Source organism: Xanthobacter albus (genome assembly GCF_043194895.2).
GTDB lineage: Bacteria > Pseudomonadota > Alphaproteobacteria > Rhizobiales > Xanthobacteraceae > Xanthobacter.
Genome location: NZ_CM195532.1, coordinates 2,446,551 through 2,472,729 on the forward strand (window position 1 = coordinate 2,446,551; position 26,179 = coordinate 2,472,729).

Here is a 26,179-nt window from a genome sequence, read left to right on the forward strand (position 1 = left end):
GCTCCGACACTGTGCGGAGGACCCTTGGAGTCTCTTCCGTGCGCGGGCGGGGCCCGCCTCATGAGGGACCCGCCCTCCGCTCGCCCTCAGGCGGCGGGGCGGGTGATGCGGTCGGTGAGGTTGAGGCGCGCGCGAGCGATCTCCGCCACCTGGGCGCTCATCGCCTGGGAGCCGGCGAGCGCCTCCAGCATCTCGATCTGGTTGCGGGCGATCAGCAGCAGCAGGTCGTCGCGCACGGCGCCATCGGCGGCCCGCGGCAGGGCCGGTACGATCTGGAGATGGTCAAGGTGGGGCCGGTCCGGCAGCGCGCGTGCGAGGTGGGCGCGCAGATCCTCCACAGTCACGGGTCCGCGTGGCTCCACGAAGGCGTAGAGGCCCACCTTGCCGCCCAGGGTCTGGAAATCGGCCATGTGCGCGTCGGCGACCGCCGGATGCTCCTTCAAGGCGGCGATGATGCGCGGCCCCACCTGCGTCACGCGCGGCCCGCGCCCCTCGGTATCCGAATAAGAGAGCAGGCGCCGCGTGACGAAGCGGTACACCTTCTTACCGGTGGCCATCCACACCCGGGTGGGCACGCTCTTCTTGGCGAGCATCGCCTTCTCGCGCGCGGTCAGCTCGTCGGGGCAATATGTGCGCTTGTGCTTCAGCAGGTGGCGCAGGTCCTCATAGGCGAGCACACGGCCGAGCTTCCAGCGCCGGCTGATGGGCAGGGCGAGCTGGAAGTCCATGAGCCAGGCTTCGCCGTCCGCCCCGCGCAGCCAGTTCTGCTGCTTGGCGAGATCGTTGTGAACATAGCCGGCGGCGTTCAGGGTGCGCAGCGCCTTGCGCGCGGAATGGAAGAAATGGCTGTCACCCACAGGGCGGGCGATCTGCAGCGGCACGCCCTCGATCCACCCGCGCACGAGGAAGCGGTGGCCCACCGCCAGCAGCGGCGTGGTGACGCCGGTGCGCGTCACCTGCTCCAGCGCCTTCACCTCGTGGTGCGCAAGCTGGCGCGCCAGCAGCGCGAGCCAGGGCGAAACCTCGTTCCAGCACCGGCGCACGGCCGGCCATGCGCGTCCGGCGGAGTCGGTCCAGGTGCCGCGCTCCACCACGGAGAACACGTCGCGCTTCAGCACCGTGTCCACCACGAAGCGGGACGGGTCGGCATGGTATTCCACGGGCGGAACGGGACGAATGGTGCGCGCCATGTCCGCCTCTTAAGCCGCCGCGGCCGTGGAGTCGAGCCACGCCGCCACATCGGCGAGGGCGCGGGCCGCGAGCGCCTTCTTCTTGGCGAGCGCCTTCTCGGCGCCGCGCAGCCGCTTGCCGCCTTCGCCCTTCGGGGCCTCCGCCAGGGGCGGGAACAGGCCGAAATTGACATTCATGGGCTGGAACGAGCGCGGGCCCTCGCCCTCCGCCTCCAGGTGCCCACCGGTGATGTGGCCGAGCAGCGCGCCCAGCGCCGTCGTGGGGGGCGGCGGCACTACGCTCTCGCCGCGCCGTTCGGCGGCGGCGAAGCGCCCGGCCAGCAGCCCCACGGCCGCGCTTTCCACATAGCCCTCGCACCCGGTGATCTGCCCGGCGAAGCGCAGGCGCGGCTCCGCTTTCAGGCACAGGGTCTTGTCCAGGAGGCGCGGGGAATTGAGATAGGTGTTGCGGTGCAGGCCGCCCAGCCGCGCGAACTCCGCCCGCTCCAGACCGGGAATGGTGCGAAAGACGCGGGCCTGCTCGCCGTGCTTCAGCTTCGTCTGGAAGCCCACCATATTATAAAGTGTGCCCAGCTTGTTGTCCTGGCGCAGCTGCACCACCGCATAGGGCTTCACGCCGGGGGTGTGCGGATTGGTGAGGCCCACCGGCTTCATGGGGCCGAAGCGCAGGGTTTCCCGCCCGCGCTCCGCCATGACCTCGATGGGCAGGCAGCCGTCGAAATAGGGGGTCTTGCGCTCGAAATCGCGCAGGGGCGCCTTCTCGCCGGCGAGCAGCGCATCCACGAAGGCGTTGTACGCATCCTCGTCGAGAGGGCAGTTGATGTAGTCCGCGCCGGTACCGCCGGGGCCCACCTTGTCGTAGCGGGACTGGAACCACGCCTTCTCCATGTCGATGCTATCGAAGTGGACGATGGGGGCGATGGCGTCGAAAAAGGCGAGCGCATCCTCGCCCGTGCGCTCCAGCACCGCGGCAGCCAGATCCGGGGAGGTGAGGGGGCCGGTGGCGATGATGACCTTGTCCCACTCGGCCGGCGGCAGGGCGCTGATCTCTTCGCGCCGCATCTCGATGAGGGGGTGCTCGGCGAGGGCGCGGGTGACGGCCTGCGAGAAGCCTTCCCGGTCCACCGCCAGCGCGCCGCCGGCGGGCACCTGGTGGGCGTCGGCGGCGGAAAGGATGAGCGAGCCGGCGCGGCGCAGCTCGGCGTGGAGCACGCCCACGGCATTGCCCTGCGGATCGTCGGAGCGGAAGGAGTTGGAGCAGACGAGCTCGGCGCAGCCGTCGGTCTGGTGCGCCTCGGTGGAGCGCAGGGGGCGCATCTCGTGCAGCACCACCGGCACGCCCCGCTGGGCCAGCTGCCAGGCGGCCTCCGAACCGGCGAGCCCGGCGCCGATCACATGAACGGCTTCCATGCGCCCTTCTCCTTTTGCGTGGCGGGAAACGCGCGCCGCGCCGTCGCAGGGAAAACCGCCGGCGGGCACGCAGAGCGGCGTGTGTGCCACAGGCGGGAAGCCGGCTTCAAGCCCACAGACACCGTGGGCGGCGGCGCGGCACGAATATGGGCCTCGCGCACGGTTGCAAAAACGAAAATGGCCCCGGTGCGGGGCCATCTGCGTGACAGGAACGACGTGTCGTGCCGGATCAGGCGGCGCGAAGAGATGCCTCGCGCGCCAGGGCGCGGATCTCGCTGCGGGCGACATTGATGTCGGCAAGACTGCGGTCATCGAGCTCGGACAGCTCGGTCACGGTGCGGTTGTAGACCTGCCAACGACGGATCTGGCGCGCAAGAAGGCCCCAGAGAAACATGATTGATCTCCTTGGATACTCTTCCGGGGCTGGCGCCGCAGGGCGCGCCCCGATGGTTGCCGTGAACATAGACGCGGTCCACACATCGGAAAATGGGGGACGCTGCATTGCAGCAATGCGTAAGTCACATGCAGAAGTCGTCGTGCGGCCCTTTTCATGAATGCAGCAAGCGCAATGTGTTGCAGTGATATGCGCCTATGATGTGAGCGTCATGCTCATATCTTGATCGCTGCCTTGCCGCCACCTGCCGCTTCCGCGCTCGGCCCATTCAGGGAATGGCGAAGCCGGGCACCGGCGTGAATGCGCACCCACCCATGGGGGCAGCTCGCCATGGTGAATCTGCGGTTTCCATCTGACGGCATAGTCGAGCGAAGCGGCGACCGCGTGCACGCGGTCATGGCAACGGCCTATGCGCCTGCCTCATGGTCTTTGCTCAAGCCCGCCGGGCGTTTGAATGATACACACCCAGCTTCGGTCAGGGCGTGGAGCTGGTGGTATCAGGTGAACCTTCCGGTGAGGCGAGTTTGATGGAGGGCGCTGCAAAAGGCGGCTTGCCCGACCTTCCCGATGATGGTCGCCAAGAGGCGGCGCACGGGCAGGCTTGGCCGGCGCCACCAACCCCTCCCGAAGGCCTTCCCGTGTGTCTTGTCCTCAGCGGGCCCGGCGCCTCATGATGTCCGGCGGATGCGCCGCCGGGAGGGGCGGGCGCTCGCCTGCTCCGAATCCTCCGAAGCGGTGGCTTCCGCCGGTGCGGCATCGGTCCTGGCCTCAGTGTCACGCGGCTTGCCCGCCGTCTTGGAGCCGGGGCGCGTCGCCGCCGTGACCACTTTCGCCGCATCGGGATTGGGGCGGCGCTCCAGCACCTCGGCCAGGAAGCGCCCGGTGTGGGAGCGCGGGCTGGCGGCCACCGCCTCGGGCGTGCCGGCCGCGACGATCTCGCCGCCGCCATCGCCCCCTTCGGGGCCGAGGTCGATCACCCAGTCGGCGGTCTTGATGACCTCCAGATTGTGCTCGATCACCACCACTGTGTTGCCCTGCTCCACCAGCTCGTGCAGCACCTCCAGCAGCTTCTTCACGTCATGGAAGTGCAGACCCGTGGTGGGCTCGTCGAGGATGTAGAGCGTGCGCCCGGTGGCGCGGCGGGACAGCTCCTTGGAGAGCTTCACCCGCTGCGCCTCACCGCCGGAAAGAGTGGTCGCCTGCTGGCCGACCTTCACATAGTCGAGGCCCACGCGCTCCAGCGTCTCCAGCTTCTCGCGCACGGAAGGCACCGCCTTGAAGAACTGCGCGCCCTCTTCCACCGTCATGTCCAGCACGTCGGCAATGGACTTGTTCTTGAAGCTGACCTCCAGCGTCTCGCGATTGTAGCGCTTGCCCTTGCAGACGTCGCAGGTGACATACACATCCGGCAGGAAGTGCATCTCGATCTTGATGACGCCGTCGCCCTGGCATGCCTCGCAGCGTCCGCCCTTCACATTGAAGGAGAAGCGCCCGGCCCCGTAGCCGCGCGCCTTGGCCTCCGGCAGGCCGGCGAACCACTCGCGGATGGGCGTGAAGGCTCCGGTATAGGTGGCGGGATTGGAGCGCGGCGTGCGGCCGATGGGCGACTGATCGATGTCGATGACCTTGTCGAGGTGCTCCAGCCCTTCCAGACGGTCGAACGGGGCCGGAGCCTCGCTGGCGCCGTTGAGGCGGCGGGCCACCGCCTTGTAGAGCGTTTCCAGCAGCAGCGTGGACTTGCCGCCGCCGGAAACGCCGGTGATGGCCGTGAACAGGCCGAGCGGGATCTCGGCGGTCACGTTCTTCAGGTTGTTCCCGCGCGCACCCACGAGACGGAGCATCCGCTTGGGATCGGGCGCCCGCCGCGCCGGCACGCCGACGCTGAGCGCGCCGGAGAGATAGCGTCCGGTGAGCGAGGCGGGATCGGCGAGGATCTCCGCCGGCGTGCCCTGGGAGACGATGCGCCCGCCGTGAATGCCGGCGCCGGGTCCGACATCCACCACATAGTCGGCGGCGAGGATGGCATCCTCGTCATGCTCCACCACGATCACGGTGTTGCCGAGATCCCGCAGGTGCTTGAGCGTCTCCAGCAGGCGCGCATTGTCGCGCTGGTGGAGGCCGATGGAGGGCTCGTCCAGCACATAGAGCACGCCGGTGAGGCCCGAGCCGATCTGTGAGGCGAGGCGGATGCGCTGGCTCTCCCCGCCCGAGAGCGTGCCGGAGGCGCGCGCCAGGGTGAGATATTCGAGGCCCACGTCCAGCAGGAACCGCAACCGCTCGCGGATCTCCTTCAGGATGCGCCCGGCGATCTCGTTCTGCTTGTCCGTCAGCTCGCCCGGCAGCGCCTCGAACCAGCGCGCCGCGGCCTTCACTGAAAGTTCGCCCACCTGGCCGATGTGCCTGCCGGCCACCTTCACCGCGAGCGCTTCCGGCTTCAGCCGGTAGCCGCCGCAGGCGGAGCAGGGCACCGTGGAGAAATATTTGGAGATTTCCTCGCGCGCCCAGTCGCTATCGGTCTCCTTCCAGCGGCGCTCCAGGTTGCGCACCACGCCCTCGAAGGACTTCTCCGTGTCGTAGGCGCGCATGCCGTCATTGTAGGAGAAGGTGATCTTCTCACCCTCGGAGCCGTAGAGCAGTACGTCCCGCGCCTTCTGCGGCAGGTCGCACCACGGCACGTTGAGCTTGAACTGGTAGTGCTTGGCAAGGGCGTCCAGCGTCTGCCCATAGTAAGGAGATGTGGATTTCGCCCAGGGTGCGATGGCCCCCTGCTTCAATGAACGCATCCTGTCCGGCACCACGAGGTCGGCGTCGATGGTCTGTTCCACGCCAAGCCCGTCGCAGGCCGGGCAGGCGCCGAACGGATTGTTGAAGGAGAACAGGCGCGGCTCGATCTCCGGAATGGTGAAGCCGGAGACGGGGCACGCGAACTTCTCCGAGAACAGGATGCGCCGCGGCGCGCCCGTCTCGTCCTTCTCGTCCGCGAACTCGGCGACCGCGATGCCGTCGGCAAGGGCGAGGGCGGTCTCGAAGCTGTCGGCGAGGCGCTGGGCAAGATCCGCGCGCACGACGATGCGATCTATCACCACGTCGATATCGTGCTTGAACTTCTTGTCGAGGGCGGGCGCGTCCGCGATCTCGTGGAAGGTGCCGTCGATCTTGACCCGCTGGAAGCCCTTTTTCATCCACTCGGCGAGTTCCTTGCGGTACTCGCCCTTGCGCCCGCGCACCACGGGCGCGAGCAGGAAGAGCCGCGTGCCCTCGGGCAAAGCGAGCGTGCGGTCCACCATCTGCGACACGGTTTGGCTCTCGATGGGCAGGCCCGTGGCCGGCGAGTAGGGCACGCCGGTGCGCGCCCACAAAAGGCGCATGTAGTCGTAGATCTCGGTGACCGTCCCCACGGTGGAGCGCGGATTCTTGGAGGTGGTCTTCTGCTCGATGGAGATGGCCGGTGAGAGGCCGTCGATCTGGTCCACGTCCGGCTTCTGCATCATCTCCAGGAACTGGCGGGCGTATGCGGAAAGACTCTCCACATAGCGGCGCTGCCCCTCGGCATAGATGGTGTCAAAGGCGAGCGAGCTTTTGCCCGAGCCAGACAGGCCGGTGAACACCACCAGCGCATCGCGCGGAACGTCTAGGTCCACATTCTTCAGATTGTGCTCGCGCGCGCCGCGGACGGAGAGCGTGCGAGCGTCCCGCCGCCCCGCTGTCCGATCGGCGGTCTCGGACACGGGCGATGCAGAAGGGGCCGTACCCCTGAGGGAAGAAGCGCGATCCGACATGAAATCCAACCACGCGCGGCCAGGCGCCGGCGCGAAACATTCAGGGCAGGGAGGCGACCGCCATCGGCGAGACGCGGGTGAGGGTCATACAGAAACCGGAAGAACGGGCGGCAACCTCAGGTGTGCGCGTATCGCTCGCCCATTCCGCCTCGGGAGTTTCACTCATGGCCACGGCTCGAATTTAGTGCAGCGTTTGCATTGCGGAAGGGAACATATCGAGAACTTAAATGTGGTGCGAGTCAAAAATTCAAGGGCTGCGTGAAAAATGACGCTTGCCTGGGCGGGATTGGTTGAATAGAACGTAACAAGAACAAGCGTCGACGCGCCGGTCTGCTGTGGGTATGGTTCCTGGTTCGGGGCTTGAGGTGGCGCCAAGTCTTTGCGGTGGACAACATGGGTTGGGCCTCGCATGTCGCGGCATGCCGGCTAGGGTGCGCGGCAAGATGGGCGTGCAACGCGCGCAGGCAGAAGCAGGAGGCGAGGCGATGGCCGGCAGTGTCAACAAGGTGATCCTGATCGGCAATCTGGGACGCGATCCGGAAATCCGCACGTTCCAGAGCGGTGGCCGAGTCTGCAACCTGCGTATCGCCACCTCCGAGAGCTGGCGCGACAAGGCTTCCGGCGAGCGGAAGGATCGTACCGAGTGGCACGCGGTTGCCATCTATAACGAAAATCTCGTCAATGTGGCCGAGCGCTTCCTGAAGAAGGGCTCGAAAGTCTATCTCGAAGGCCAGCTTGAGACCCGCAAATATGAGAAGGATGGCCGCGACGTCTATGTGACCGAGGTGGTGCTGCGCCCCTTCCGCGGTGAGCTGACGCTCCTGGATGGCCGCGCCGGTGGCGAGGGGGGAGAGGACTTCGGTGGTGGCGGCTCCGATTTCGGCTCCCAGGGCCCCATGGGCGGAGGCGCGGGAGGCGGTTACGGCGGTGGTTATGGCGGGGGCGGTGCGCGACGGTCCGGCGGAGGCGGCTCCGGCTCCGGCTCCGGCGGCGGCTCGGGTGGCGGGCGCCCCTCCAACGATCTGGACGACGAAATCCCGTTCTGACGTCCTGTCTTGGCCGCTCCGGCATTCCGCCTGCGGGCGGCCATTTCGACACAAAAGGGGCTGAATGTTCTCCAGTGCCCCGTAGGGCTTCTGTAAGTTATTGATTTAAAGAGGTAAAAAATCACTCTCGGGATGGTGTTTCGCTGGCGTCGGGCGCGTGAATCGGCTAAAAGTCGGTAGCGAAAATCACCACGAGAGTATCGACTTTTGGCTGAGCCCGAGACGCCGAAGCCCGGCAGCGAGCTGCCTTCGGACATCACGCCGGTTTCCATCACCGAGGAGCTGTCTCGCTCCTATCTCGACTATGCCATGAGCGTCATCGTCGCGCGCGCTTTGCCCGACGTGCGCGACGGCCTGAAGCCGGTGCATCGGCGTATCCTATTCTCGATGCACGAGAACGGCTACGAGTGGAACAAGCAGTATCGTAAGTCTGCCCGCGTGGTTGGCGACGTCATCGGTAAGTATCATCCGCACGGCGACCAGTCGGTTTATGATGCGCTGGTGCGCATGGCGCAGGATTTCGCCATGCGGGTGCCGCTGGTGGACGGCCAGGGCAATTTCGGCTCTGTGGACGGCGATGCGCCGGCGGCCATGCGTTATACCGAGGTGCGTCTCGAAAAGATCACCAACACGCTGCTGGACGATCTCGACAAGGACACGGTCGACTTCCAGGAAAACTATGACAATACCGAGCGTGAGCCGAGCGTTCTTCCCGCCAAGTTTCCGAACCTGCTGGTGAACGGCGCGGGCGGCATCGCCGTCGGCATGGCGACCAACATTCCTCCGCACAATCTGGGCGAAGTGATCGACTCCACCGTGGCGCTCATGGACGATCCCGCCATGGAGCCCGAGGCGCTCCTGGATCTGCTGCCGGGGCCGGATTTTCCCACGGGCGGGCTCATCCTCGGCCGCAGCGGCATCCGCCAGGCGTATCTCACCGGGCGCGGTTCCATTCTGATGCGGGCGAAGGTCGCCATCGAGAGTCTGCGCAAGGATCGCGAGGCGCTCATCGTCACCGAGATCCCATACCAGGTGAACAAGGCGACGATGATCGAGAAGATCGCGGAGCTGGTGCGGGACAAGCGGGTGGAGGGCATCTCCGAAATCCGCGATGAGAGCGACCGCGACGGCCTGCGCGTGGTGATCGAGATCAAGCGCGACGCCCAGGCGGACGTGGTGCTGAACAATCTCTACCGCCTGACGCTGCTTCAGACCTCCTTCGGCGTGAACATGGTCGCGCTTTCGGGCGGCAAGCCTGGCGTGCTGACCCTGCACGATACGCTGACCGCCTTTATCGCCTTCCGCGAAGAAGTGGTGAGTCGGCGCACGAAATTCCTGCTGCGCAAGGCGCGCGACCGCGCTCATGTGTTGGTGGGTCTCGCCATCGCGGTGGCGAATATCGACGAGGTGATCCGCCTCATCCGTACCGCGCCGGACCCGGCCAGCGCCCGCGAGGCGCTGATGGGGCGGGACTGGCCGGCGAAGGACATGGCGCCGCTCATCGCCCTGATCGCGGACCCACGCCATAAGCTGCAGGAGGACGGCACCTATCGCCTTTCCCTGGAGCAGGCCCGCGCCATTCTGGATCTGCGCCTGCAGCGCCTCACCGCTCTCGGGCGGGATGAGATCGCCGACGAACTCGACAAGCTCGCCGCCGAGATCGCCGATTATCTCGACATCCTGGCGAGCCGGGAGCGGATGCGCGGCATCATCCGCGACGAGCTTCTGGCCATCAAGGCGGAGTTCGGCACCCCCCGCCGCACGGAGATCGTCGAAGGCTTCGGAGATCTCGACGACGAGGACCTGATCCAGCGGGAGGAGATGGTGGTCACCGTCTCTCACGCCGGCTACATCAAGCGCGTGCCGCTTTCCACGTACCGGGCGCAGCGGCGCGGCGGCAAGGGCCGCTCGGCCATGCAGACCCGCGACGAGGATTTCGTCACCCGGCTGTTCGTGGCCTCCACCCATGCGCCCGTGCTGTTTTTCTCCTCCAAGGGGCAGGTCTACAAGCTCAAGGTGTGGCGCCTCCCGGCGGCTGCGCCGCAGGGCCGGGGCAAGGCGCTCATCAACATCCTGCCGCTCGAATCCGACGAGCGCATCACCTCCGTGGTGCTGCTGCCGGAGGACGAGGCCGAGAACGAGCGCCTGCAGATCATGTTCGCGACCACCTCCGGCACCGTGCGGCGCAACGCGCTCTCGGATTTTGCCCAGGTGAACCGCAACGGCAAGATCGCCATGAAGCTGGGCGAGGGCGAGGCCATCGCCGACGTGGGACTCTGCACCGAGGACGACGACGTGCTGCTCACCACCGCCGGTGGTGCCTGCATCCGTTTCCCGGCGACGGACGTCCGCGTGTTCAAGGGGCGTGACAGCGTGGGCGTGCGCGGCTTGCGGCTGGAGGAGGATGACCGCGTCATCTCCATGGCCATCATCCGCCACGTGGAGGCGAGCGCCGACGACCGGCTCGCCTACATCAAGATGCGCCGGGCCCTGCGCGGCGAATCGGCGGAGGGCGTGGAGGCGGACCAGGAGGAAGGCGCGAGCGGCAACGGGCAGCTCGGCCAGGATCTCTACGCGGAGATGAGCGCGAAGGAGCAGTTCATCCTCACCATCTCCGAGAACGGCTACGGCAAGCGCACCTCTTCCTACGAGTACCGGGTGACCGGGCGTGGCGGAAAGGGCATCGTCGCCATGGCGGTGAACGAGCGCAACGGGCGCCTCGTGGCCTCCTTCCCGGTGGAGGACGCGGACCAGATCATGCTGGTCACCGATGGCGGCCAGCTCATCCGCTGCCCGGTGGACGGCATCCGCATCGTCGGGCGCGCCAGCCAGGGCGTCATCGTCTTCAATACGGCGGATCGCGAGCGGGTGGTCTCGGTGGAGCACATCAGCGACGATACCGCCGGCGAGGACGCGGTCGCCGGGGAGGATGAAGGCGAAGACGGGGCGCCAGAGGCATGATCCCGCTCGACAGCCTCGCGCTGTTCGTGCTGGCGTGCCTCGCCCTGGCGGCGACGCCGGGGCCGAACGTGGCGCTCATCGTCGGCACCAGCCTGAGATACGGCCACCGGGCGGGCATCCTTACCGCCGCCGGGGTCAATGTGGGGCTCATCGCCCAGCTTGCAGTCGTGGCGGCGGGTCTTGCCTATCTGGTGGAGGCCTTTTCCCACAATTTCGACCTCGTGCGCTATGTGGGCGCGGCCTATCTGGTGTGGCTCGCCATTCGCCAGTGGCGCAGCGCCGGCGCCGGGCCCGCCACCTCCGCGCCTTCGGCCCACGCGGCCTTCGGGCGGGGGCTCGCCGTGGCTTTCGCCAATCCCAAGACCTTGCTGTTCCATGCGGCCTTCCTGCCGCAGTTCGTGACCGACACGGCCAATCCCCTGTCTCAGATTGCGGTTCTCGCCGTGGTGTTCGCGGCGGTGGCCCTGGCGGGCGACATCCTGTGGGCGCTGGCGGCGGACAGGGCGCGCGCGGCCCTGTCGGGGCGCTTCGCACAGATCGCGGACCGGGTTTCGGCGGGCATTCTGGTGGGCGGCGCGGCGGTGCTGCTGGCTGCGGGGCGCCGATAGGGCGGGGCGAGTCTCCGGGCCGTGCTCGCGGTGCATGTGCTCCCCCTGTGCAGGGGAGATGGGTGCTTCACTCATGTCGAGCCCTCGGCAATGCCTCGGCTTGCGCTTCGACGCATGACGCGCGGTCGCACGCTGGTTCGTGCGTCGTGACGCAGGCGTTGGTGATGGCGCGCGGCGCGCGATTCGCAGGGCGGCTTCGCGAAGGGGGCGGCGCCCCTGGCGGAAAGGGTGCGACAGGCTCGACATCAGCATTTTCATCGGCTCGCGGCGGGCGGCGGCCCGCGCGGCGGACGGCCCCGGTTGCGTTGGGGGCGCGGGGCCGCTAACCCTTCCCCACCAAGGCCGCACGCCCCATTGGCGCTGATCGCGGCAGCATTCATAGGGCAGGAACTGGGGGCAGGCGCTCATGAAAGACCGCACGGCCATCTACGGCGGCTCGTTCGATCCGCTCACCAACGGGCACCTCGACGTGGTGCGCGCCGCCTGCCGGATGGCGGACCGGCTGGTGATCGCGGTGGGGGTCCACCCCGGCAAGACGCCGTTGTTTTCCCCGGAAGAGCGCCTCGCCATGCTGGTGGAGGTCTGCACTCCGGTGGCGGCGGCGGAAGGTGCGGCCATCGAGGCGATCACCTTCGACGGGCTGATCGTCACCACCGCGGGCGATGTGGGGGCGAGCCTGCTCATCCGCGGGCTGCGCGATGGGACGGACCTCGACTACGAGATGCAGATGGCGGGCATGAACGCCGCCATGGCGCCGGAGATCCAGACCGTCTTTCTTCCCGCTTCCCCTTCCGTCCGCCCCATCACCGCCACGCTCGTGCGGCAGATCGCGGCCATGGGCGGGGATGTCTCCGCCTTCGTGCCGGCGGCGGTGTTGGCGCGCCTCAGGGCGCGCTTCCAGCGCTGAGCCCAACCGGCCTTCGCCGAAGTTTCCGCCCTTTTCCGGGGCCATTTCGAGGAGAACCTCATGCTGCGCGTCTTCGGCCGTCTCTGTGCCGGACTTCTCATCGCGCTCGCCTTCGCCCTGCCGGCGGCCGCGCAGTCGAAGAGCGATCCGCAGAACACGCTTTATCTCGACACGCCCTACGGCCGGGTGGTGATCGCGCTGCGGCCCGATCTCGCGCCCAAGCACGCGGAGCGCCTGAAGCAGCTCACCCGCGACGGCTTCTACAACAATGTGCCGTTCCACCGCGTCATCGACGGCTTCATGGCCCAGACCGGCGACGGGCAGTATGGCAACGGCACCGGCGGCTCCAAGTATCCGAACCTGCCGGCCGAGTTCTCCAACGTGCCGTTCAAGCGCGGCGTGGTGGGCATGGCCCGCTCCTCCAGCCCGAACAGCGCCAATTCGCAGTTCTTCATCATGCTCGACGAGACCCCGAGCCTGAACGGCCAGTACACCGTGGTGGGCGAAGTGGTTTCCGGGATGGAGTATGTCGACAAGATCAAGAAGGGCTCGGCCTCTGCCAATGGCACGGTTTCGAACCCCGATCGCATCGTGAAGATGCAGGTGGCCGCCGACGCCAAGTGAGGTCGTCGCCCGTCGCGCCGAGATCGGCCCCCGCCGGCAGCCGGCGGGGTCGCCGCACCCCTCACCCACTGAAAGGATGACCCCGTGAGTGAAGAGATCCTGGTCCTGGAGACCACGCAGGGCCCCGTGACCATCGCCTTCCGCGCCGATGCGGCGCCCGGCCATGTGGCCCGTATCAAGGAGCTGGTGTCCGAGGGCTTCTATAACGGCGTGCCGTTCCACCGCGTCATCGAGGGCTTCATGGCCCAGACCGGTGATCCCACCGGCACCGGCATGGGGGGCTCGGGCAAGAAGCTGAAGGCCGAGTTCAACGACGTGCCGCACAAGCGCGGCACCGTCTCCATGGCCCGCGCGCAGAATCCCGATTCCGGCGACAGCCAGTTCTTCATCTGCTTCGCGGACGCCCGCTTCCTCGACCGCCAGTACACGGTGTGGGGCGAGGTGATCTCGGGCATGGAGAATGTGGACAAGATCAAGCGCGGCGAGCCGGTGAAGGATCCCGACAAGATCATTTCCGCCAAGCTCGAGCCCAAGGCCTGAACGGGCCGCGACGGTTGAAAAAGAAGGGCGCCCCGCGGGGCGCCCTTTTCATGTGTGCGGTTCATGGCCCGCTTGCCGGCGCGTCGGCACCGCTCACGTCACGCGGCCTGGGTGTCAGACCTCTTCCGTCGGCTTGGGCGGAACGTAGGTCTGCACGTCCTTCAGGTAGGGCGGGCGCGGGATGGAGCTGTGCGCGGCCCGCAGCGCCGCCGACCAGCGCTCGCGCAGGTCGTGGAAATAGGGCTCGCCGGGCTCGATGCGATACTTCAGCTCGGCCTGGAGCTTCTCCGGGCACACCACCATCACATCGATGGGCAGGCCCACGCCCAGGTTCGAGCGCATGGTCGAATCCATGGAGATGAGGCTGGTCTTCAGCGCGTCCGCGATCTCCATCTCGTAGGTGACGGCGCGGTCCAGCACCGGCTTGCCGTACTTGTGCTCACCGATCTGGAGGAAGGGGGTGTCCTGCGTGCACTCGATGAAGTTGCCGGCGGAGTAGATCATGTAGAGCCGCATGGGGCCGCCGACGATCTGCCCGCCCAGCAGGAAGGACACATCGAAATTGATGGCGCTCGACTGCTCCATCACCGTGCCGTTCATGCGGTGCACCTGCCGGATGGCGCGGCCCACGAGCTGCGCCGCCTGGAACATGGTGCGCGCCTCGCGCAGCTGGTGGCGCTCGCCGGTCTCGGCGTCGTCCACCCCCTCGTTCAGCAGGCTGATGACCGACTGGGTGACGGAGAGATTGCCGGCGGAGGCGATGCCGAGGGCATGCCGGCCCGGTTCCTCGAAGATATGGAGCTTGCGGAAGGTGGAGATGTTGTCGAGTCCGGCGTTGGTCCGGGTGTCGGCGATCAGCACCAGGCCGTCGCGCACGAGAACTCCACAACAATACGTCATATCCACCCCCTCGTTGCGGGAGCCCGGACTATAGCGATGGCCCCTCCCGTCCCGCAACGTGGGGCGGGGCGGGAATGCCATTCGGATCAGAGGTGTGGCGTTCCTGCCAGGGGGCGCTTTTCGGGGGCGGCTCAGTCGTGCTCGGCCTCGCCGCCGCGACGGAAGGGGCCGAGGTCCGTGAGCACGGCGGCATCCTCCTCCATATAGGTGCGCTCGTGCTCCAGATACTGCGCCACCGCCGCGCGCAGGCCGGGGTGGACGATGTGGTGGGCGGAATATGTGGTGGCGGGCAGGTAGCCGCGCGCCAGCTTGTGCTCCCCCTGGGCGCCCGCCTCCACCACCTTGAGCCCGCGCGCGATGGCGAAGTCGATGGCCTGGTGGTAGCAGACCTCGAAATGCAGGAAGGGGTGCTCCTCGACGGCGCCCCAATAGCGCCCGTAGAGGGTTTCCGCGCCGATGAAGTTCAGCGCGCCGGCGATGTAGCGCCCCGCGCGCCGCGCCATCACCAGCAGGATGCGGTCCGCCATCCGCTCGGACGCGAGCGAGAAGAAGGCCCGGTTGAGATAGGGCGAGCCCCATTTGCGGGCGCCGGTATCCATGTAGAAGGCGAAGAAGGCGTCCCAGGCTTCTTCCGTCAGGTCGCGGCCGGTGAGCCATTCGATGGTGATGCCTGCGGCCAGCGCCTCCCGCCGCTCCTTCTTCAGGGCCTTGCGCTTGCGCGAGGCGAGGGCGCCGAGGAAATCGTCGTAGCTGCCGTAGCCGGTGTTGGTCCAGTGGAACTGCCGGTCGGTGCGCTGCAGGAAACCCTGGGCGGCAAGGCTCTCCCATTCCTCTGCCGTGGAGAAGGTGACATGGGCTGAGGACGCTTCGCGCAGGCGCACCAGCTCCTTCAGCCCGCCGGCGAGGGCGGCGCGGGCTTCGGTGTCGGCGGGGTCGCGCAGCAGCAGGCGGCGGCCGGTGACGGGCGTGAACGGCACCGCCACCTGCACCTTGGGGTAATAGCGCCCGCCGGCACGCTGATAGGCGTCCGCCCAGCCCTGGTCGAAGACGTATTCCCCGCGCGAGTGGCTCTTGAGATAGGCCGGCGCCACCGCGCGCGGCGTGCCGTCCGTGCCGTCGAGCACCAGATGCTGGGGCATCCAGCCGGTCTTGGCGGCGACGCAGCGGGCCTCCTCCAGGGCGGAGAGGAAGGCGTGGCTGACGAAGGGTTCCGGCCGCCCCGCCCCGCCCGCCGCGCAGGCATCCCACCGGGCCGCCGGGATCTCGGAGAGGGAAGAGAGGATGCGAATGCGGGCTTCGGGCATGGAGCCTACAGTGTGCACCGCACCGCCGCCCAAAAAGCGCGACGGACGGTCGCACCCCTTCGCCGCCCTCCGGTCAGGGCCGGAAGCCCTCGAAGATCATCTGGTCCGCGAGGCGGGCGGCGCGGGCGCGGTCCGCTGCGGTGCGCACGGTCCAGGTGAGGAGCGGCAGGCCCAGCCGGCGGGCGATGCGCGGGCCGAGGGCGTCGAGATCCGCCACCCGGTAGGCCACGAACTGGAAGCGCGAGCGCGGCCAATGGAGCAGGTGGCCGAGGGTGAGGCGCCGGAGCACGCCGAGCGGGGGCTCGTCCTCTCCCTCGAAGTTCCGCTCCGCCACGATGCCGCGCGGCACGGCGGGCGCCTCCCGGCGCACCACGGCCAGCAGGCGCGGATCGAATGACATGAGCGCCGCCGGCCCGCCATAGGCGGCGACGCGCGCCGCGGCACGGGCGGCCAGCGCGGTTGCCGGCGTGCGCGCGCTCTTCAGCTCGATGACGAGGGGCACCCGTCCATCCACGCGCGCCAGCAGGTCGTCGAGGCGCATCATGCGGTCGGCGGTGGCGCGGAAGGGCAGGGCCTGGAGCTGCGCCGCCGTGCGCGCCCGCAGGGGGCCTTCGGCGGTGGTGAGGCGTTCCAGGGTCGAATCGTGGAACACCATGGGCACGCCGTCGGCGGAAAGCTGGAGGTCCACCTCGATGGCGAACCCCGCCCGCACGGCCGCATCCACCGCCGAGGGCGTGTTCTCCACGATGCCGGAGGCGGCATCGTGGAGGCCCCGGTGGGCGACCGGCCGTGCCGTGAGCCAGGAAAGGTCGCTCACAGGGGCAGTTCCGGCGGGGTGCCTCAGGCGACCTCGATCACCGCTTCCACTTCCACCGCCGCATCGAACGGCAGGGCGGCGATGCCCACGGCGGAACGGGCGTGGCGGCCCTTGTCGCCCAGCACCTCCACCAGCAGGTCCGAGCAGCCGTTGACCACCTTGGGCTGGTCCACGAAATCCGGCGTCGAGTTCACGAACGCGACGAGCTTCACCACCCGCACCACCTTGTCGAGGTCGCCGATGGTGGCCTTGGTCTGGGCCAGCAGGTTGATGGCGCACAGGCGCGCGGCGTCCTGGCCGGTGGTGATCTCCACCCCGCCGCCGAGCTTGCCGGTGATGATCTTGCCGGCGGCGTCGATGGAGACCTGGCCGGAGATGAACAGCAGGTTGCCGGTGCGCACCACGGGCACGTAATTTGCGAGCGGCGGGTTGGGCGTGGGCAGGGTGATGCCGAGTTCGGCGAGCTTGCGTTCGACGGAAGAGGTCATGGTAAGTCCTTGTGGGTTCCTGCCACACGGTGTGCGCAATTGGGCCTTCCTCTTCGCCGAAGGCGGGGCGGGACGCAAGCGCCACGCGGCAGGGCAGGCGGCGGCGAGGTGAGGAGAGGCGGGCATGAGGCTTCCATCGGTCATGGTCGCGCTCCTGGGCGCGTGCGGGCAGATCGCCCTGGCGGCGGCCTTCTGCGGGCCGGCGGCGGCCTTTCCCCTGCTGCCCCACCGCGCGAGCTACACCCTCACCCTCGACGGCTCGCGCCCCACCGGCCAGCTCGAGGACATGAGCGGGCGCATCGAATACCAGATGACCGGCGATGCCTGCGCCGGCTACAGCACGCTCACCCGCCAGGCGAGCGAGAGCCGGGGCGGGCAGAACGGGCCCTTGACCCAGACCGTCACCTCCAAGTCGTGGGAGGCGGGCTCCGGCGAATCCTACCGCTTCGAGAGCACCACCGAGACCGGCGACGATACAGCAGAGGTGGAGGCGACCGTCACCCGCGAAGGGGCGGACCGCCTGAACGTGGCGGTGACGAAGCCCGATGACCGCGCCTTCACCCTCGACGGCGTCATCCTCATGCCCACGCAGCACGTGCTGAAGGTGCTCGCCGCCGCGGCGGCAGGGGAGGGCACCCTCGCCGCCAAGGTCTATGACGGCTCCAGCGACCCGCAGAAGGTGTACGACACCCTGGCGGTGATCGGCCGCGCGCGCAGCGGCGGCGCCCGCCTCGCCCCGGCGGCGGAGGCGGCCCTCGCCGGGCATCTCTCCTATCCGGTGGCCGTCAGCTACTATGACCGCGGCGCCATCGACGAGGGACCGGCCTATGTCATGAGCTTCACGCTCTATGACAACGGCGTCGTGGGCGAGCTGAAGATCGATTACGGCCGCTTCGCGCTGATCGGCAGCATGTCCTCGTTCGAGGCGCTGCCGGCGGGCGCGGCGGCCTGCGAGCGCTGAGCGGAGCGCCGGAGGAAACCATGGCCGAAGCCTTTCGTGTCGTGCACATCACCCTGCGGGGCCGGGTGCAGGGGGTCGGCTACCGGGCCTGGTGCGCCTACGAGGCGCAGGTGCGCGGCCTCAGGGGCTGGGTGCGCAATCGCGCCAACGGCGCGGTGGAAGCGGTGGTGGCGGGCGACGAGGCGCTGGTGGCCGCCATGGTGGATGCCTGCCGCGCCGGCCCGCCTGGCGCACGGGTGGACGACCTGCTCATCCATGACGCCTCCGAGGCCGCCCTGGCGGCCGGGGACGAGGAGGCCTTCGTCATCCTCGACACCCTGTGACCCGTTTGCACCACCTTTGCCGCGATGCGTCATGATGGCTGGCGCCTCGGTGGCGCCGCGGGCCCAATGCTGTTTATAGAAACGAGGCCGCCGTCTCCTGGAGTGCGTCAGTCTCGTGATGGAAAATCAAGCGCGTGACCCCGGCGCGGGGACTTTGGATGATAGCCCTGCGGGCAGCGCGGGAAAGCTGCCGTTCTGGGCGCGGCCGAAGAGCGTTCTCGTCATCGTCGGCATCTGGTGCGTGCTGCACGCCATCGTCGGCGCCTTCCTCGAATCGGCCATCAATGTCGATGACGCCATCGAGAGCTATCTCGTCCAGTCGCTGGAGCTGAGCTACGTTCCGCGCAACCCGCCGTTCTTCGACTGGCTGCTCTATGGCCTGCAGGTCATCGTGGGGCCGGGGCGGCTGGGCTTCGCCATCCTGCGCTATGCGCTGCTGTTTGCCTGCGCGGCGCTGGTCTATCGCGTGGCGCAGCGGATCATCCGCGATCCCCGCCTCCAGGCGGCCGCGGTCTACTCGCTCTCGGCGCTGTGGGTGATCGGCTACCACAGCCACCGCATCCTCACCCATTCCAACGTGATGATCGTGGCCATCGCCGGGGCGATGCTGACGCTCATCGCCATCGTGCGGCGGCCGAGCACGAAGCTCTATGCGGGCCTGGGCGCCTGGATCGCGGTGGGGCTGCTGGGGAAGTTCGGCTTCGCGGCCTTCCTCGGGGTGCTGGTGGTCTCCTGCCTGCTTGAGCCCTCTTACCGCCGCGCGCTGCTCGACAGGCGCATCCTCGTCACGGCGCTGGTGGCGGCCGGGCCGCTCGCGGTCTACGGCCTTGCCCTGCACGTGCTGGGTCAGGACGTGGTGGAAGCCACCGCCCAGACCATCGGCGCCACCGATTTCGCCTGGGACGACGTGGTGCAGAGCTACGTGGTGGCGCTGGTGGGCTATGCGCTGCCCTTCATCGCCCTCGCGGCGCTGGTGTTCCTGCCGCTGAACCGGGGCGAAGGCGCGCGCGTCGGCATGGATGGGCACCGCGACGCGGCCCGCCGGGTGCTGCGCAACGTCATCATCATCGGCCTGCTGGCGGCCTTCATCGCGGTGGTCGCGGTGGGCACCACCAACCTGCGCGATCGCTATTTCCACGTCTTCCTGCTGCTGCTGCCGGTCTATGTCTTCGCCGAGCTGGAGCGCATGGGCGGGTGGCGGCCGCGGGTGGCGGCCTATCTCGGCATCCTGCTCGCCATCGCGGTGGGGGTGCTGGCGGTGCGGGTGGCCATACCCCTGTGGCCGGACCCGCGCCTGTGCGGGCGCTGCGTGGCCGCCGAGCCGCTGCACCGGCTGGCGCCCACCGTGATGCAGGCGCTCGGCCCCGCGCCGACCCTGGTGGCGGACGACCGCACCTCCGCCGGCCGCCTGCGCGCCGCCATCCCCGATGCCCGCGTGGTGGTGGTGGGCGAATCGCAGTATCGCCCGCCGGCGCGCCCCAGCACCGGCTGCGCGCGCATCACCGGCATCGCCAACGGCCTGCCGTTCCGCCTTCTGCCGCCGCCGGGCCGCAACACCATCGAAATGTCCGTGAAGTGGTCGTCGCCCCTGATGAATCCCCATCGCTGGAGCGACTGGCAGTTCACGCCGCTACCTCCGGATGACCCGCTGTGCCGATAAGACTGCATCCCGACGGACTGATCTTCCGCCTCGCCCGCGAACGGGACCTGCCGGCCGTGATCGCCATGTTCGCGGCCGACGACGTGGGCGGCCACGGCGACACCACCGATCCGGAAGCCTACGGCGCCTATCTGGAGGCCTTCCGCGCCATCAGCGCCAATCCCTCCACCCGGCTCTACGTGGCGGAATTCCAGGAGCGGGTGGTGGGCACGTTCGAGCTTATCTTCGTGTGCGCCCTGCCGGGGCGGGGCGCTCCGCGCGCCCTCATCGAGGGGGTGCAGGTGGCGCCGGACCTGCGCGGCAAGACCCTGGGCACCCGCATGGTGCGCCATGCCATGGCCGAGGCGCGCGCCGCCGGCGCCGTGACGCTGGCCCTCACCTCCAGCAAGCGGCGGGTGGACGCCCATCGCTTCTATGAGAAGCTGGGCTTCGCCCCCTCCCACCTCGGCTTCAAGATCGATCTCTGAAGGCGGGCGCCGCTTCCCGGCCTGTCTGCGCGCAACCGCGCCGCTCTTGCCGATTTCGCGCGGTATGGTTAGGTCTTAACCATGCGCCGCCGGCAGGATGGAAAGCCGGAACCAGGGGCGCAGGTCCCGATTTGAAGGATCGAGACGCAGCCGGCGAGATGGCGGCTTCCGCCCGATCGCCGTCGGATCACGTCCCTCGGCCGCGATGATCGGCCGGAACGACAGAGTTTCGGGGAGCGAATCGTGGCACAGGTCCAGACCCAGCCCATCGAGTTCCATTACTGGCCCACGCCCAACGGCTGGAAGATCTCCATCATGCTGGAGGAGTGCGGGCTGCCTTACGAGGTGAGGCTCGTCAACATCGGCAAGGGCGACCAGTTCAAGCCCGAGTTCCTGGCCATCTCGCCCAACAACAAGATGCCGGCCATCGTCGACCCGCAGGGGCCGGACGGACAGCCCATCTCGGTGTTCGAATCGGGCGCGATCCTCCAGTATCTCGGCCGCAAGACCGGCCTTTTCTACCCCACGGACGAGCGCGCCCGGGTGGAGGTGGACCAGTGGCTGTTCTGGCAGATGGGCGGCCTCGGCCCCATGGCGGGGCAGGCGCACCATTTCCGCATCTACGCGCCCGAGAAGATCCCCTACGCCATCGAGCGCTACACCCATGAGGTGCACCGGCTCTACGGCGTGATGAACACCCGCCTCAAGGACCGGGACTTCCTGGCCGGCGCATACTCCATCGCCGACATCGCCTGCGTGGGCTGGGCCAAGCTGTGGGAACGGCAGGGCCAGAACATCGAGGAATTCCCTCACTTCAAGGCTTGGCTCGCGCGCGTGCTGGAGCGTCCGGCGGTGCAGCGCGGCCTCTCCCTGAGCGCGGAGGAGCGCGGCAGCTTCGACCTCTCAAAGGACAAGGACGCCCAGGCGGTCCTGTTCGGCCAGCGCGCCCGCGGCTGAGGCCGCCCCCGCCGCAGCCGGTTGCATCCCGCTGCCGCTCGCGCCGGGGCGCGGGCGGAGGCCGCGGGACCACGCGCGGATAGCGTTTCCATCCAACCGGAAGGTGCTCTAAGACAGTCGCGCACACGCACCGTCTGGAGCCGCCGAGCCATGTCGACCGATGCACGCGCTGCCTTCAGCCGGGCGACCGAGCTCCATCGCCAGGGCAAGCTTGACGAGGCCATAGAGATCTACCGCCGGCTCGCCAAGTCCACCCCGGCGTTCGAGGTGCAGCGGCTCCTGGTGTTCGCTCTGCTGCAGACGCGCCGCTTCAAGGATGCGTTGGCGGCAGCGCGCCGCGCGTGCGAGGCTTTTCCGGCTCTCGCCGGGGCCCATGTGCTCCTGGGCGCGGCCTTCCAGGCGAGCCGCACCTGGGACAAGGCGCTCGCGGCCTATGAGGCCGCCGCCGCGCTGGATCCCGCCCTCGCCGAGGCCCAATACCTCGCCGGCAACGTGCTGGTGGCCCTGGGCCGCCACGCGGAGGCGGTGGCCCGCTTCGATGCCGTGCTGGCGCTCGACCCGCGCGCGGCGGAGGCCCTCTCCAACCGCGCCGCCGCCCTCTCGCGCGAGGGGCGCCTGCATGATGCGCTGCGCGACTGCGAGGCGCTGACCGCCATGCAGCCGTGGGAGCCGCGCCATTGGCTGTCTCGGGCCAGCGCCCTGCTTGAACTCGGCCGTTTCGACGAAGCGGGCGCGGTGGTCGCGGAGGCCCTTCGCCTCGATCCGGGCTCGGCGGATGCCCATTTCCTGCGTGGACAGGCCTGTCTCGGCCGTGCCGACATGGCGGGGGCCCGCTTCGCCTTCGGCGCGGCGCTCGCGGCTGCGCCCGATCGGGTTGCCCTGGCGGCCCATCTCGCGCGGGCGCTGCGCCATCAGGGCGAGCCGGAGGAAGCGCTGGCGGTGTGCGACACCGCCCTGGCGCGCGATCCCGCCTGCGCCGCCGTGATGCAGGAACGCGCCGAGGCGCGGCGCGCCCTGGGCGACCTTTCCGGCGCGCTGGCGGATGCCGAGGCCGCCGCGGCCCTCGATCCCGCCCTGGCCGCCGCCCAGGTAACGCTCGCGCTGCTGAAGCTCGACCTTGGCGATGCCGAGGGCGCCGCCGCCGCCCGCGCGTCCGCTCTGGCCGCGGACGCCGGCTTTCCGCCTGCCCGCTACCTTGCCGGCATGGAGCATCTCGCCCACGGGCGGTGGGCCGAGGGTTGGGATCTCTACGAGGCCCGCGCAGGGCTGCTGCCGCCCGTCCATCCGCTCCCGCCGTTCCCGCGCTGGGACGGGAAGGAGCCGGTGGAGGAACTGGTCGTGCTCGGCGAGCGGGGCATGGATGACCTCCTCCACTTCGGACGGCTGCTGCGCGTGCTGGCGGACCGGGGGCTGCGCGTCCGTCTTCTCACGCAGGCGGGACATGTGCCGCTGCTGGCGCGGATCGACGCGCGGGTGCGGGTGGTGAGCGATCTCCATGGGCTCGATCCTGCCCGGCCCGGCCTGCGCTGGGTGCCGCTCGCGAGCCTGCCGGGCCTTTTGGCGCCCGATCCGGCCACATGGCCGCAGCCGCCATACCTCACCGCCGATCCGGGACGGGTCGGGCGCTGGCGCACATGGCGCCTCGCGGAGCCGCCGGCCCCGCCGGAACCAGATCCGGCGGACGCGGACGCCATTGCGCCTCAGGAGCCGGAGGGCACCCCCCCTCCACCGGGAGCTGACCTCTCCGCGGCGGGGGGCGAGCCGGCCCCGGAGGAAGCGCCCGCGCCCCGGCCGCCGCGCCTGCGCATCGGCATCGCCTGGCAGGACGATTCCCAACCTGCGGCGGACCCCGGCCGCGCGCTCCCGCTCTCCGCCTTTGCGCCCCTGGCGGAGCTGGAGGATGTGGAACTGGTGAGCCTGCAGGGCGGAGCGGCAGAGAAACAGCTCGATGCCGTGCCTTTCGGCGTCGGCGTTGTTCGTCTCGCGGCCGACAGGGACGCGGACGGTACCTTCGTGGATACCGCCGGCATCCTGCAGCACCTCGACCTCGTGGTGAGCGGCGACAGCGCGCTCGTCCACCTCGCCGGCGCCCGTGGGCGCCCCGCCTTCCTCGCCCTGCGCGTGGTGCCCGACTGGCGCTGGGGCCGCGTGGGGGAGCGCGCCGCCCTTTACCCGAGCGTCCGCCTGTTCCGTCAGCGCAAGCCGGGCGAATGGGACGAAGTCTTCGCCCGCATCGCCGGGGCGGTGGAAGACCTGCTGCGGATGAAAGAGGCATCGTAAGCCCGCAGGCCGGTCATTTCACCCGCCGCCGCGCCAGGTGGCCCGGCGCCATCCGGCGCTCGCTGGATCAACCCTGCCGCGGCCGGTGAGATGCGGATCCGGCGCGGCCCGCGTGGCGGCAGGCGGCCGGATTGCGGAGACGGTTTCGCTGGAAAACGCGCTCTGCCGCCTTGCAAAGCCGCCTCTGGTTCGGCATAGGAGTGCGAGCGGGAGACGTGGCCGAGAGGCTGAAGGCACTCGTTTGCTAAATGAGCAGACCCCCAAAAGGGTCTCGAGGGTTCGAATCCCTCCGTCTCCGCCACTCCTTAAGCCATTGACTTTGCTGGATTAATTTTCTGTCGCCGACCCTGTTCGACACCTTGCTCGACACATGGGGAACTTCTGGCGGCGGGGTGGGGCGTGGACCTTTCAATTCCATGTGCCGAAGGGATTCGTGGCCCGGCTCGGCCCGACGCCGATCCGTGTTCTCCTTGGTCGACTGCAAGCCCTTGAAGCCCGCCGTCGCGCTCGTATCCTCGCGGGCCGGGCGACGGAGATGTTGGGGGCAGGGGAGCGATCGGGACCTCATGAGGCGGAGCCTCGCGTCGCTTGCCGCGGAACTGGTGGCTCTTCGCAAGGCGGAATCCTCGGGCGTGGGCGTCTTGCCGGGGCCGTTCTCGGATGACACCGAGCCTGAACCTGGCCCTGGACGAGCGCCATCGGGCCGCCGCTGCGGAGCGATTGGGATTCGTCTCGCGCCCCGCGACAAACGCTCGGGCGTGGCGCGGGCTCCGCATGGAGCCGCTTGGGAGGCGGAACGGACGACCCCACGTTCGCATCGTGGCCCAGCTTGCCAGGGTGCATGGCGCGCGTCCGATAGCCGATGCGGCTTCGTCACCGGTTCCTGCGCCCGCGCCGGCGACGCCCTCTTTCCCTGTCCTCTACGATCGACGACGACCTCGCCCGGAAAGCGGAAGACGCCGTGTGCACGTCGAACACTCCTGCGAAGCTCGCAAAAGCTGGCATGGGTGCCGACCAAAGCGGGAGCTGGACGTTGCCACGGCGTGGCGGGACTTTAACTGACGCGCCGGCGCCCTGCGGGACGTCACCCTGACCGCCTGCACCCACGACCTCGGAACGAGGTGCAGCAGAGGCGTGGATGACGCGGTGGCGACCTTCTGCGGCATGCGTCGGCAGCCGGCGCTTCCACCAGCGTGAACCGCCATCCGCTCCTGTGCCGCGCCGCGGCCTTCGCGGGAGCGGACTCATGAAGGTCACAGCCGCAGGCCGGCCTGCTTCAGCAGCGGGAGGGTGGTGGCGGCGAAATGGTCGAGATCCGCGGCGAAATCGTAGAAGTTGAGCTGCACCCCGTCTATGCCGGTCGCCTTCAGCGCCGCGAGCTGGTCCACCACCTGCTCCGGTGTGCCGATGATCTCGATGTTGCCGCCGAGATTCAGCCCCTGCTTCTGCGTGGGGTCGTTGCGCCCGCGCCAGGCCACGGCATCGCTGTCGTAGCCGCGGTGGCCGAAGGAGGTGTGGGTGGGCGCGGGGACCCCCTCGGCGATGGCGCGTGCATAGGCCCAGGCCTCGGCCTCGCTGTCGCGGCTCACGACGATGGGGTTGATGATGGTCTTCACCTCGCGCCCCCTCGCCCGCGCGCGGGCCTTGATGTCCGCGATGTGCTGCGGCAGCGTCTCCAGCGCGCTGTCGATATGGGCGCCGCCCGGCGAGGTGATGAACACGAGGTCCGAGTGGCCGGCGGCGAAATCGATGCCCGCCGGCGAGCCGGTGGCGGTGACGAGGATGGGCCGCCCGAAATTCGGCTTGGGCGTGATGTAGCCGTTCACGATCTTCCAGGGGTTCAGCCGCCCGTCGTGGGAGTAGTTCTCGGTGTCGCTCCACAGGCGATGGAGCACCTCGAACAGCTCGGCCGTCATTTCGTAGCGCCGGTCGTGGTCGATGCGGTTCCAGCCAAACATCTCATGCTCCACCGCCCGGTGGCCGGTGACGATGTTGATGCCCCATCGGCCCTTCGAGATGTGGTCGAAGGTGGCGCCGATCTTGGCGATGTGCAGCGGATGCCACGGGCCGTAGAGCACGTGCAGGGTGGAGATCAGCAGGATGTTGCTGGTCTGGGCGGCCATCGCCCCGAGGGCGACGAAGCTGTCCAGCGAAGCCTCCCCGTCATAGCCGCCCTTCGGCAGCCATTGGGTGCGGGAGAAGGCGATGTCGAAGCCCAGCGCGTCCGCCTTGCGCACCAGGGCCGCGTTATAGTCGAACGTCCAGCTGTTGCTCGTGGGGTGGTCTGAGAAGTGGATGTCCTGGAGGTTCAGGAACAGCCCCAGCATGAGCGGCTGGCGGGCGGAGCGCGAGAGCGGGCTGTCGGGGAAATCGAGCGGGCCGCGAAGCGCCGGCCCCGCCGCCGGGGCGGCGACCGCGCCGGGGCTGATCGTGACGTCAGGGGTGGAAACGGCGGCTCCTGCGGACATGGCGAACCTCGTGACTGGATCGATGGAAGGCCCCGCCTCCCCCCGGCGGGGCGGGACGGAAGGCGGGTGCGCGCCGGGCCCGGAGCGGGCGCGAA

General features: G+C 68.9%; 21 protein-coding genes and 1 tRNA gene. 13 read left to right on the forward strand and 9 right to left on the reverse strand.

Features of this window, described 5'->3' with window-relative positions; genetic code table 11:
- Window positions 1–86: 86 nt before the first annotated feature.
- The 4 genes from V5F75_RS10850 to uvrA all read right to left on the reverse strand — a co-directional run bounded on the left by V5F75_RS10850 (window position 87) and on the right by uvrA (window position 6,773).
- Entirely contained in the window at window positions 87–1,190 is a 1,104-nt protein-coding gene (locus tag V5F75_RS10850; RefSeq protein ID WP_394036163.1) for a serine/threonine protein kinase, read from the reverse strand.
- A 9-nt stretch (window positions 1,191–1,199) separates the two neighbouring features.
- Window positions 1,200–2,600 (reverse strand): methylenetetrahydrofolate--tRNA-(uracil(54)-C(5))-methyltransferase (FADH(2)-oxidizing) TrmFO, encoded by a 1,401-nt coding sequence (gene trmFO / locus V5F75_RS10855; RefSeq protein WP_394036165.1) that lies wholly within the window; start codon window positions 2,598–2,600, stop codon window positions 1,200–1,202.
- A gap of 229 nt (window positions 2,601–2,829) precedes the next feature.
- Window positions 2,830–2,994 (reverse strand): DUF1127 domain-containing protein, encoded by a 165-nt coding sequence (locus V5F75_RS10860; protein WP_393987273.1) that lies wholly within the window; start codon window positions 2,992–2,994, stop codon window positions 2,830–2,832.
- A 668-nt stretch (window positions 2,995–3,662) separates the two neighbouring features.
- On the reverse strand, window positions 3,663–6,773 hold the full coding sequence (gene uvrA / locus V5F75_RS10865) for an excinuclease ABC subunit UvrA (protein WP_394036167.1): 3,111 nt from the start codon (window positions 6,771–6,773) through the stop codon (window positions 3,663–3,665).
- A 485-nt stretch (window positions 6,774–7,258) separates the two neighbouring features.
- Here uvrA and ssb point away from each other — a divergent pair, with 485 nt between their 5' ends.
- The 6 genes from ssb (at window position 7,259) to V5F75_RS10895 (ending at window position 13,459) form a co-directional block, all read left to right on the forward strand.
- On the forward strand, window positions 7,259–7,819 hold the full coding sequence (ssb, locus tag V5F75_RS10870) for a single-stranded DNA-binding protein (RefSeq protein ID WP_394036228.1): 561 nt from the start codon (window positions 7,259–7,261) through the stop codon (window positions 7,817–7,819).
- Between the two features lie 207 nt (window positions 7,820–8,026).
- Window positions 8,027–10,780, forward strand: coding sequence for a DNA gyrase subunit A (gene gyrA / locus V5F75_RS10875; RefSeq protein WP_394036169.1), 2,754 nt, complete (start codon window positions 8,027–8,029; stop codon window positions 10,778–10,780).
- On the forward strand, window positions 10,777–11,388 hold the full coding sequence (locus V5F75_RS10880) for a LysE family translocator (RefSeq protein WP_394036171.1): 612 nt from the start codon (window positions 10,777–10,779) through the stop codon (window positions 11,386–11,388). Before gyrA ends, V5F75_RS10880 begins: the two co-directional genes overlap by 4 nt.
- Before the next feature lie 406 nt (window positions 11,389–11,794).
- Window positions 11,795–12,295 carry a pantetheine-phosphate adenylyltransferase gene (gene coaD, locus V5F75_RS10885; RefSeq protein WP_394036173.1) on the forward strand — a complete coding sequence of 167 codons (501 nt, stop codon included), beginning with the start codon at window positions 11,795–11,797 and terminating at the stop codon, window positions 12,293–12,295.
- 60 nt (window positions 12,296–12,355) lie between these two features.
- On the forward strand, window positions 12,356–12,919 hold the full coding sequence (locus V5F75_RS10890; protein ID WP_394036175.1) for a peptidylprolyl isomerase: 564 nt from the start codon (window positions 12,356–12,358) through the stop codon (window positions 12,917–12,919).
- Between the two features lie 84 nt (window positions 12,920–13,003).
- Window positions 13,004–13,459, forward strand: coding sequence for a peptidylprolyl isomerase (locus V5F75_RS10895; RefSeq protein WP_393987280.1), 456 nt, complete (start codon window positions 13,004–13,006; stop codon window positions 13,457–13,459).
- Between the two features lie 114 nt (window positions 13,460–13,573).
- On the opposite strand, the gene V5F75_RS10900 is transcribed toward V5F75_RS10895, so the two are convergent.
- The 4 genes from V5F75_RS10900 to V5F75_RS10915 all read right to left on the reverse strand — a co-directional run bounded on the left by V5F75_RS10900 (window position 13,574) and on the right by V5F75_RS10915 (window position 16,968).
- Window positions 13,574–14,359 (reverse strand): proteasome-type protease, encoded by a 786-nt coding sequence (locus tag V5F75_RS10900; RefSeq protein ID WP_394036230.1) that lies wholly within the window; start codon window positions 14,357–14,359, stop codon window positions 13,574–13,576.
- A 131-nt stretch (window positions 14,360–14,490) separates the two neighbouring features.
- Window positions 14,491–15,663 (reverse strand): GNAT family N-acetyltransferase, encoded by a 1,173-nt coding sequence (locus tag V5F75_RS10905; protein WP_394036177.1) that lies wholly within the window; start codon window positions 15,661–15,663, stop codon window positions 14,491–14,493.
- A gap of 73 nt (window positions 15,664–15,736) precedes the next feature.
- Window positions 15,737–16,480, reverse strand: a complete 744-nt coding sequence (locus tag V5F75_RS10910) for a glycerophosphodiester phosphodiesterase family protein (RefSeq protein WP_394036179.1) — start codon at window positions 16,478–16,480, stop codon at window positions 15,737–15,739.
- A 23-nt stretch (window positions 16,481–16,503) separates the two neighbouring features.
- Window positions 16,504–16,968, reverse strand: a complete 465-nt coding sequence (locus V5F75_RS10915; RefSeq protein ID WP_394036180.1) for a RidA family protein — start codon at window positions 16,966–16,968, stop codon at window positions 16,504–16,506.
- A gap of 124 nt (window positions 16,969–17,092) precedes the next feature.
- On the opposite strand from V5F75_RS10915, the gene V5F75_RS10920 reads away from it, so the two are divergent.
- The 7 genes from V5F75_RS10920 to V5F75_RS10950 all read left to right on the forward strand — a co-directional run bounded on the left by V5F75_RS10920 (window position 17,093) and on the right by V5F75_RS10950 (window position 23,917).
- The gene (locus V5F75_RS10920; protein ID WP_394036181.1) at window positions 17,093–17,929 is read left to right on the forward strand and encodes an EipB family protein; all 837 of its coding nucleotides are present in this window, start codon (window positions 17,093–17,095) and stop codon (window positions 17,927–17,929) included.
- A 20-nt stretch (window positions 17,930–17,949) separates the two neighbouring features.
- On the forward strand, window positions 17,950–18,252 hold the full coding sequence (locus tag V5F75_RS10925) for an acylphosphatase (protein WP_394036182.1): 303 nt from the start codon (window positions 17,950–17,952) through the stop codon (window positions 18,250–18,252).
- A 154-nt stretch (window positions 18,253–18,406) separates the two neighbouring features.
- The gene (locus V5F75_RS10930) at window positions 18,407–19,912 is read left to right on the forward strand and encodes a glycosyltransferase family 39 protein (RefSeq protein ID WP_394036184.1); all 1,506 of its coding nucleotides are present in this window, start codon (window positions 18,407–18,409) and stop codon (window positions 19,910–19,912) included.
- A 65-nt stretch (window positions 19,913–19,977) separates the two neighbouring features.
- Complete coding sequence (locus V5F75_RS10935; RefSeq protein WP_394036232.1) at window positions 19,978–20,379, forward strand: GNAT family N-acetyltransferase; 402 nt, start codon at window positions 19,978–19,980, stop codon at window positions 20,377–20,379.
- A gap of 243 nt (window positions 20,380–20,622) precedes the next feature.
- Window positions 20,623–21,336 carry a glutathione S-transferase N-terminal domain-containing protein gene (locus tag V5F75_RS10940; protein ID WP_394036186.1) on the forward strand — a complete coding sequence of 238 codons (714 nt, stop codon included), beginning with the start codon at window positions 20,623–20,625 and terminating at the stop codon, window positions 21,334–21,336.
- A gap of 150 nt (window positions 21,337–21,486) precedes the next feature.
- Window positions 21,487–23,616, forward strand: a complete 2,130-nt coding sequence (locus tag V5F75_RS10945) for a tetratricopeptide repeat protein (RefSeq protein ID WP_394036188.1) — start codon at window positions 21,487–21,489, stop codon at window positions 23,614–23,616.
- A 209-nt stretch (window positions 23,617–23,825) separates the two neighbouring features.
- Window positions 23,826–23,917, forward strand: a tRNA-Ser gene (locus V5F75_RS10950).
- Window positions 23,918–24,869: 952 nt separating this feature from the next.
- On the opposite strand, the gene V5F75_RS10955 is transcribed toward V5F75_RS10950, so the two are convergent.
- The gene (locus tag V5F75_RS10955) at window positions 24,870–26,084 is read right to left on the reverse strand and encodes an LLM class flavin-dependent oxidoreductase (RefSeq protein WP_394036190.1); all 1,215 of its coding nucleotides are present in this window, start codon (window positions 26,082–26,084) and stop codon (window positions 24,870–24,872) included.
- Between the last annotated feature and the right edge of the window lie 95 nt (window positions 26,085–26,179).

What these genes read in the sequence shown, in the direction of transcription:
- coaD (WP_394036173.1), top strand. Translation starts at nt 11,795, where the DNA reads ATGAAAGACCGCACGGCCATCTACGGCGGCTCGTTCGATCCGCTCACC.
- V5F75_RS10880 (WP_394036171.1), top strand. Translation starts at nt 10,777, where the DNA reads ATGATCCCGCTCGACAGCCTCGCGCTGTTCGTGCTGGCGTGCCTCGCC.
- ssb (WP_394036228.1), top strand. Translation starts at nt 7,259, where the DNA reads ATGGCCGGCAGTGTCAACAAGGTGATCCTGATCGGCAATCTGGGACGC.
- V5F75_RS10860 (WP_393987273.1), bottom strand. Translation starts at nt 2,994, where the DNA reads ATGTTTCTCTGGGGCCTTCTTGCGCGCCAGATCCGTCGTTGGCAGGTC.
- V5F75_RS10915 (WP_394036180.1), bottom strand. Translation starts at nt 16,968, where the DNA reads ATGACCTCTTCCGTCGAACGCAAGCTCGCCGAACTCGGCATCACCCTG.
- V5F75_RS10920 (WP_394036181.1), top strand. Translation starts at nt 17,093, where the DNA reads ATGAGGCTTCCATCGGTCATGGTCGCGCTCCTGGGCGCGTGCGGGCAG.
- V5F75_RS10850 (WP_394036163.1), bottom strand. Translation starts at nt 1,190, where the DNA reads ATGGCGCGCACCATTCGTCCCGTTCCGCCCGTGGAATACCATGCCGAC.
- V5F75_RS10935 (WP_394036232.1), top strand. Translation starts at nt 19,978, where the DNA reads ATGTTCGCGGCCGACGACGTGGGCGGCCACGGCGACACCACCGATCCG.
- V5F75_RS10905 (WP_394036177.1), bottom strand. Translation starts at nt 15,663, where the DNA reads ATGCCCGAAGCCCGCATTCGCATCCTCTCTTCCCTCTCCGAGATCCCG.
- V5F75_RS10945 (WP_394036188.1), top strand. Translation starts at nt 21,487, where the DNA reads ATGTCGACCGATGCACGCGCTGCCTTCAGCCGGGCGACCGAGCTCCAT.
- V5F75_RS10925 (WP_394036182.1), top strand. Translation starts at nt 17,950, where the DNA reads ATGGCCGAAGCCTTTCGTGTCGTGCACATCACCCTGCGGGGCCGGGTG.
- V5F75_RS10890 (WP_394036175.1), top strand. Translation starts at nt 12,356, where the DNA reads ATGCTGCGCGTCTTCGGCCGTCTCTGTGCCGGACTTCTCATCGCGCTC.
- V5F75_RS10955 (WP_394036190.1), bottom strand. Translation starts at nt 26,084, where the DNA reads ATGTCCGCAGGAGCCGCCGTTTCCACCCCTGACGTCACGATCAGCCCC.
- uvrA (WP_394036167.1), bottom strand. Translation starts at nt 6,773, where the DNA reads ATGTCGGATCGCGCTTCTTCCCTCAGGGGTACGGCCCCTTCTGCATCG.
- trmFO (WP_394036165.1), bottom strand. Translation starts at nt 2,600, where the DNA reads ATGGAAGCCGTTCATGTGATCGGCGCCGGGCTCGCCGGTTCGGAGGCC.
- V5F75_RS10900 (WP_394036230.1), bottom strand. Translation starts at nt 14,359, where the DNA reads ATGACGTATTGTTGTGGAGTTCTCGTGCGCGACGGCCTGGTGCTGATC.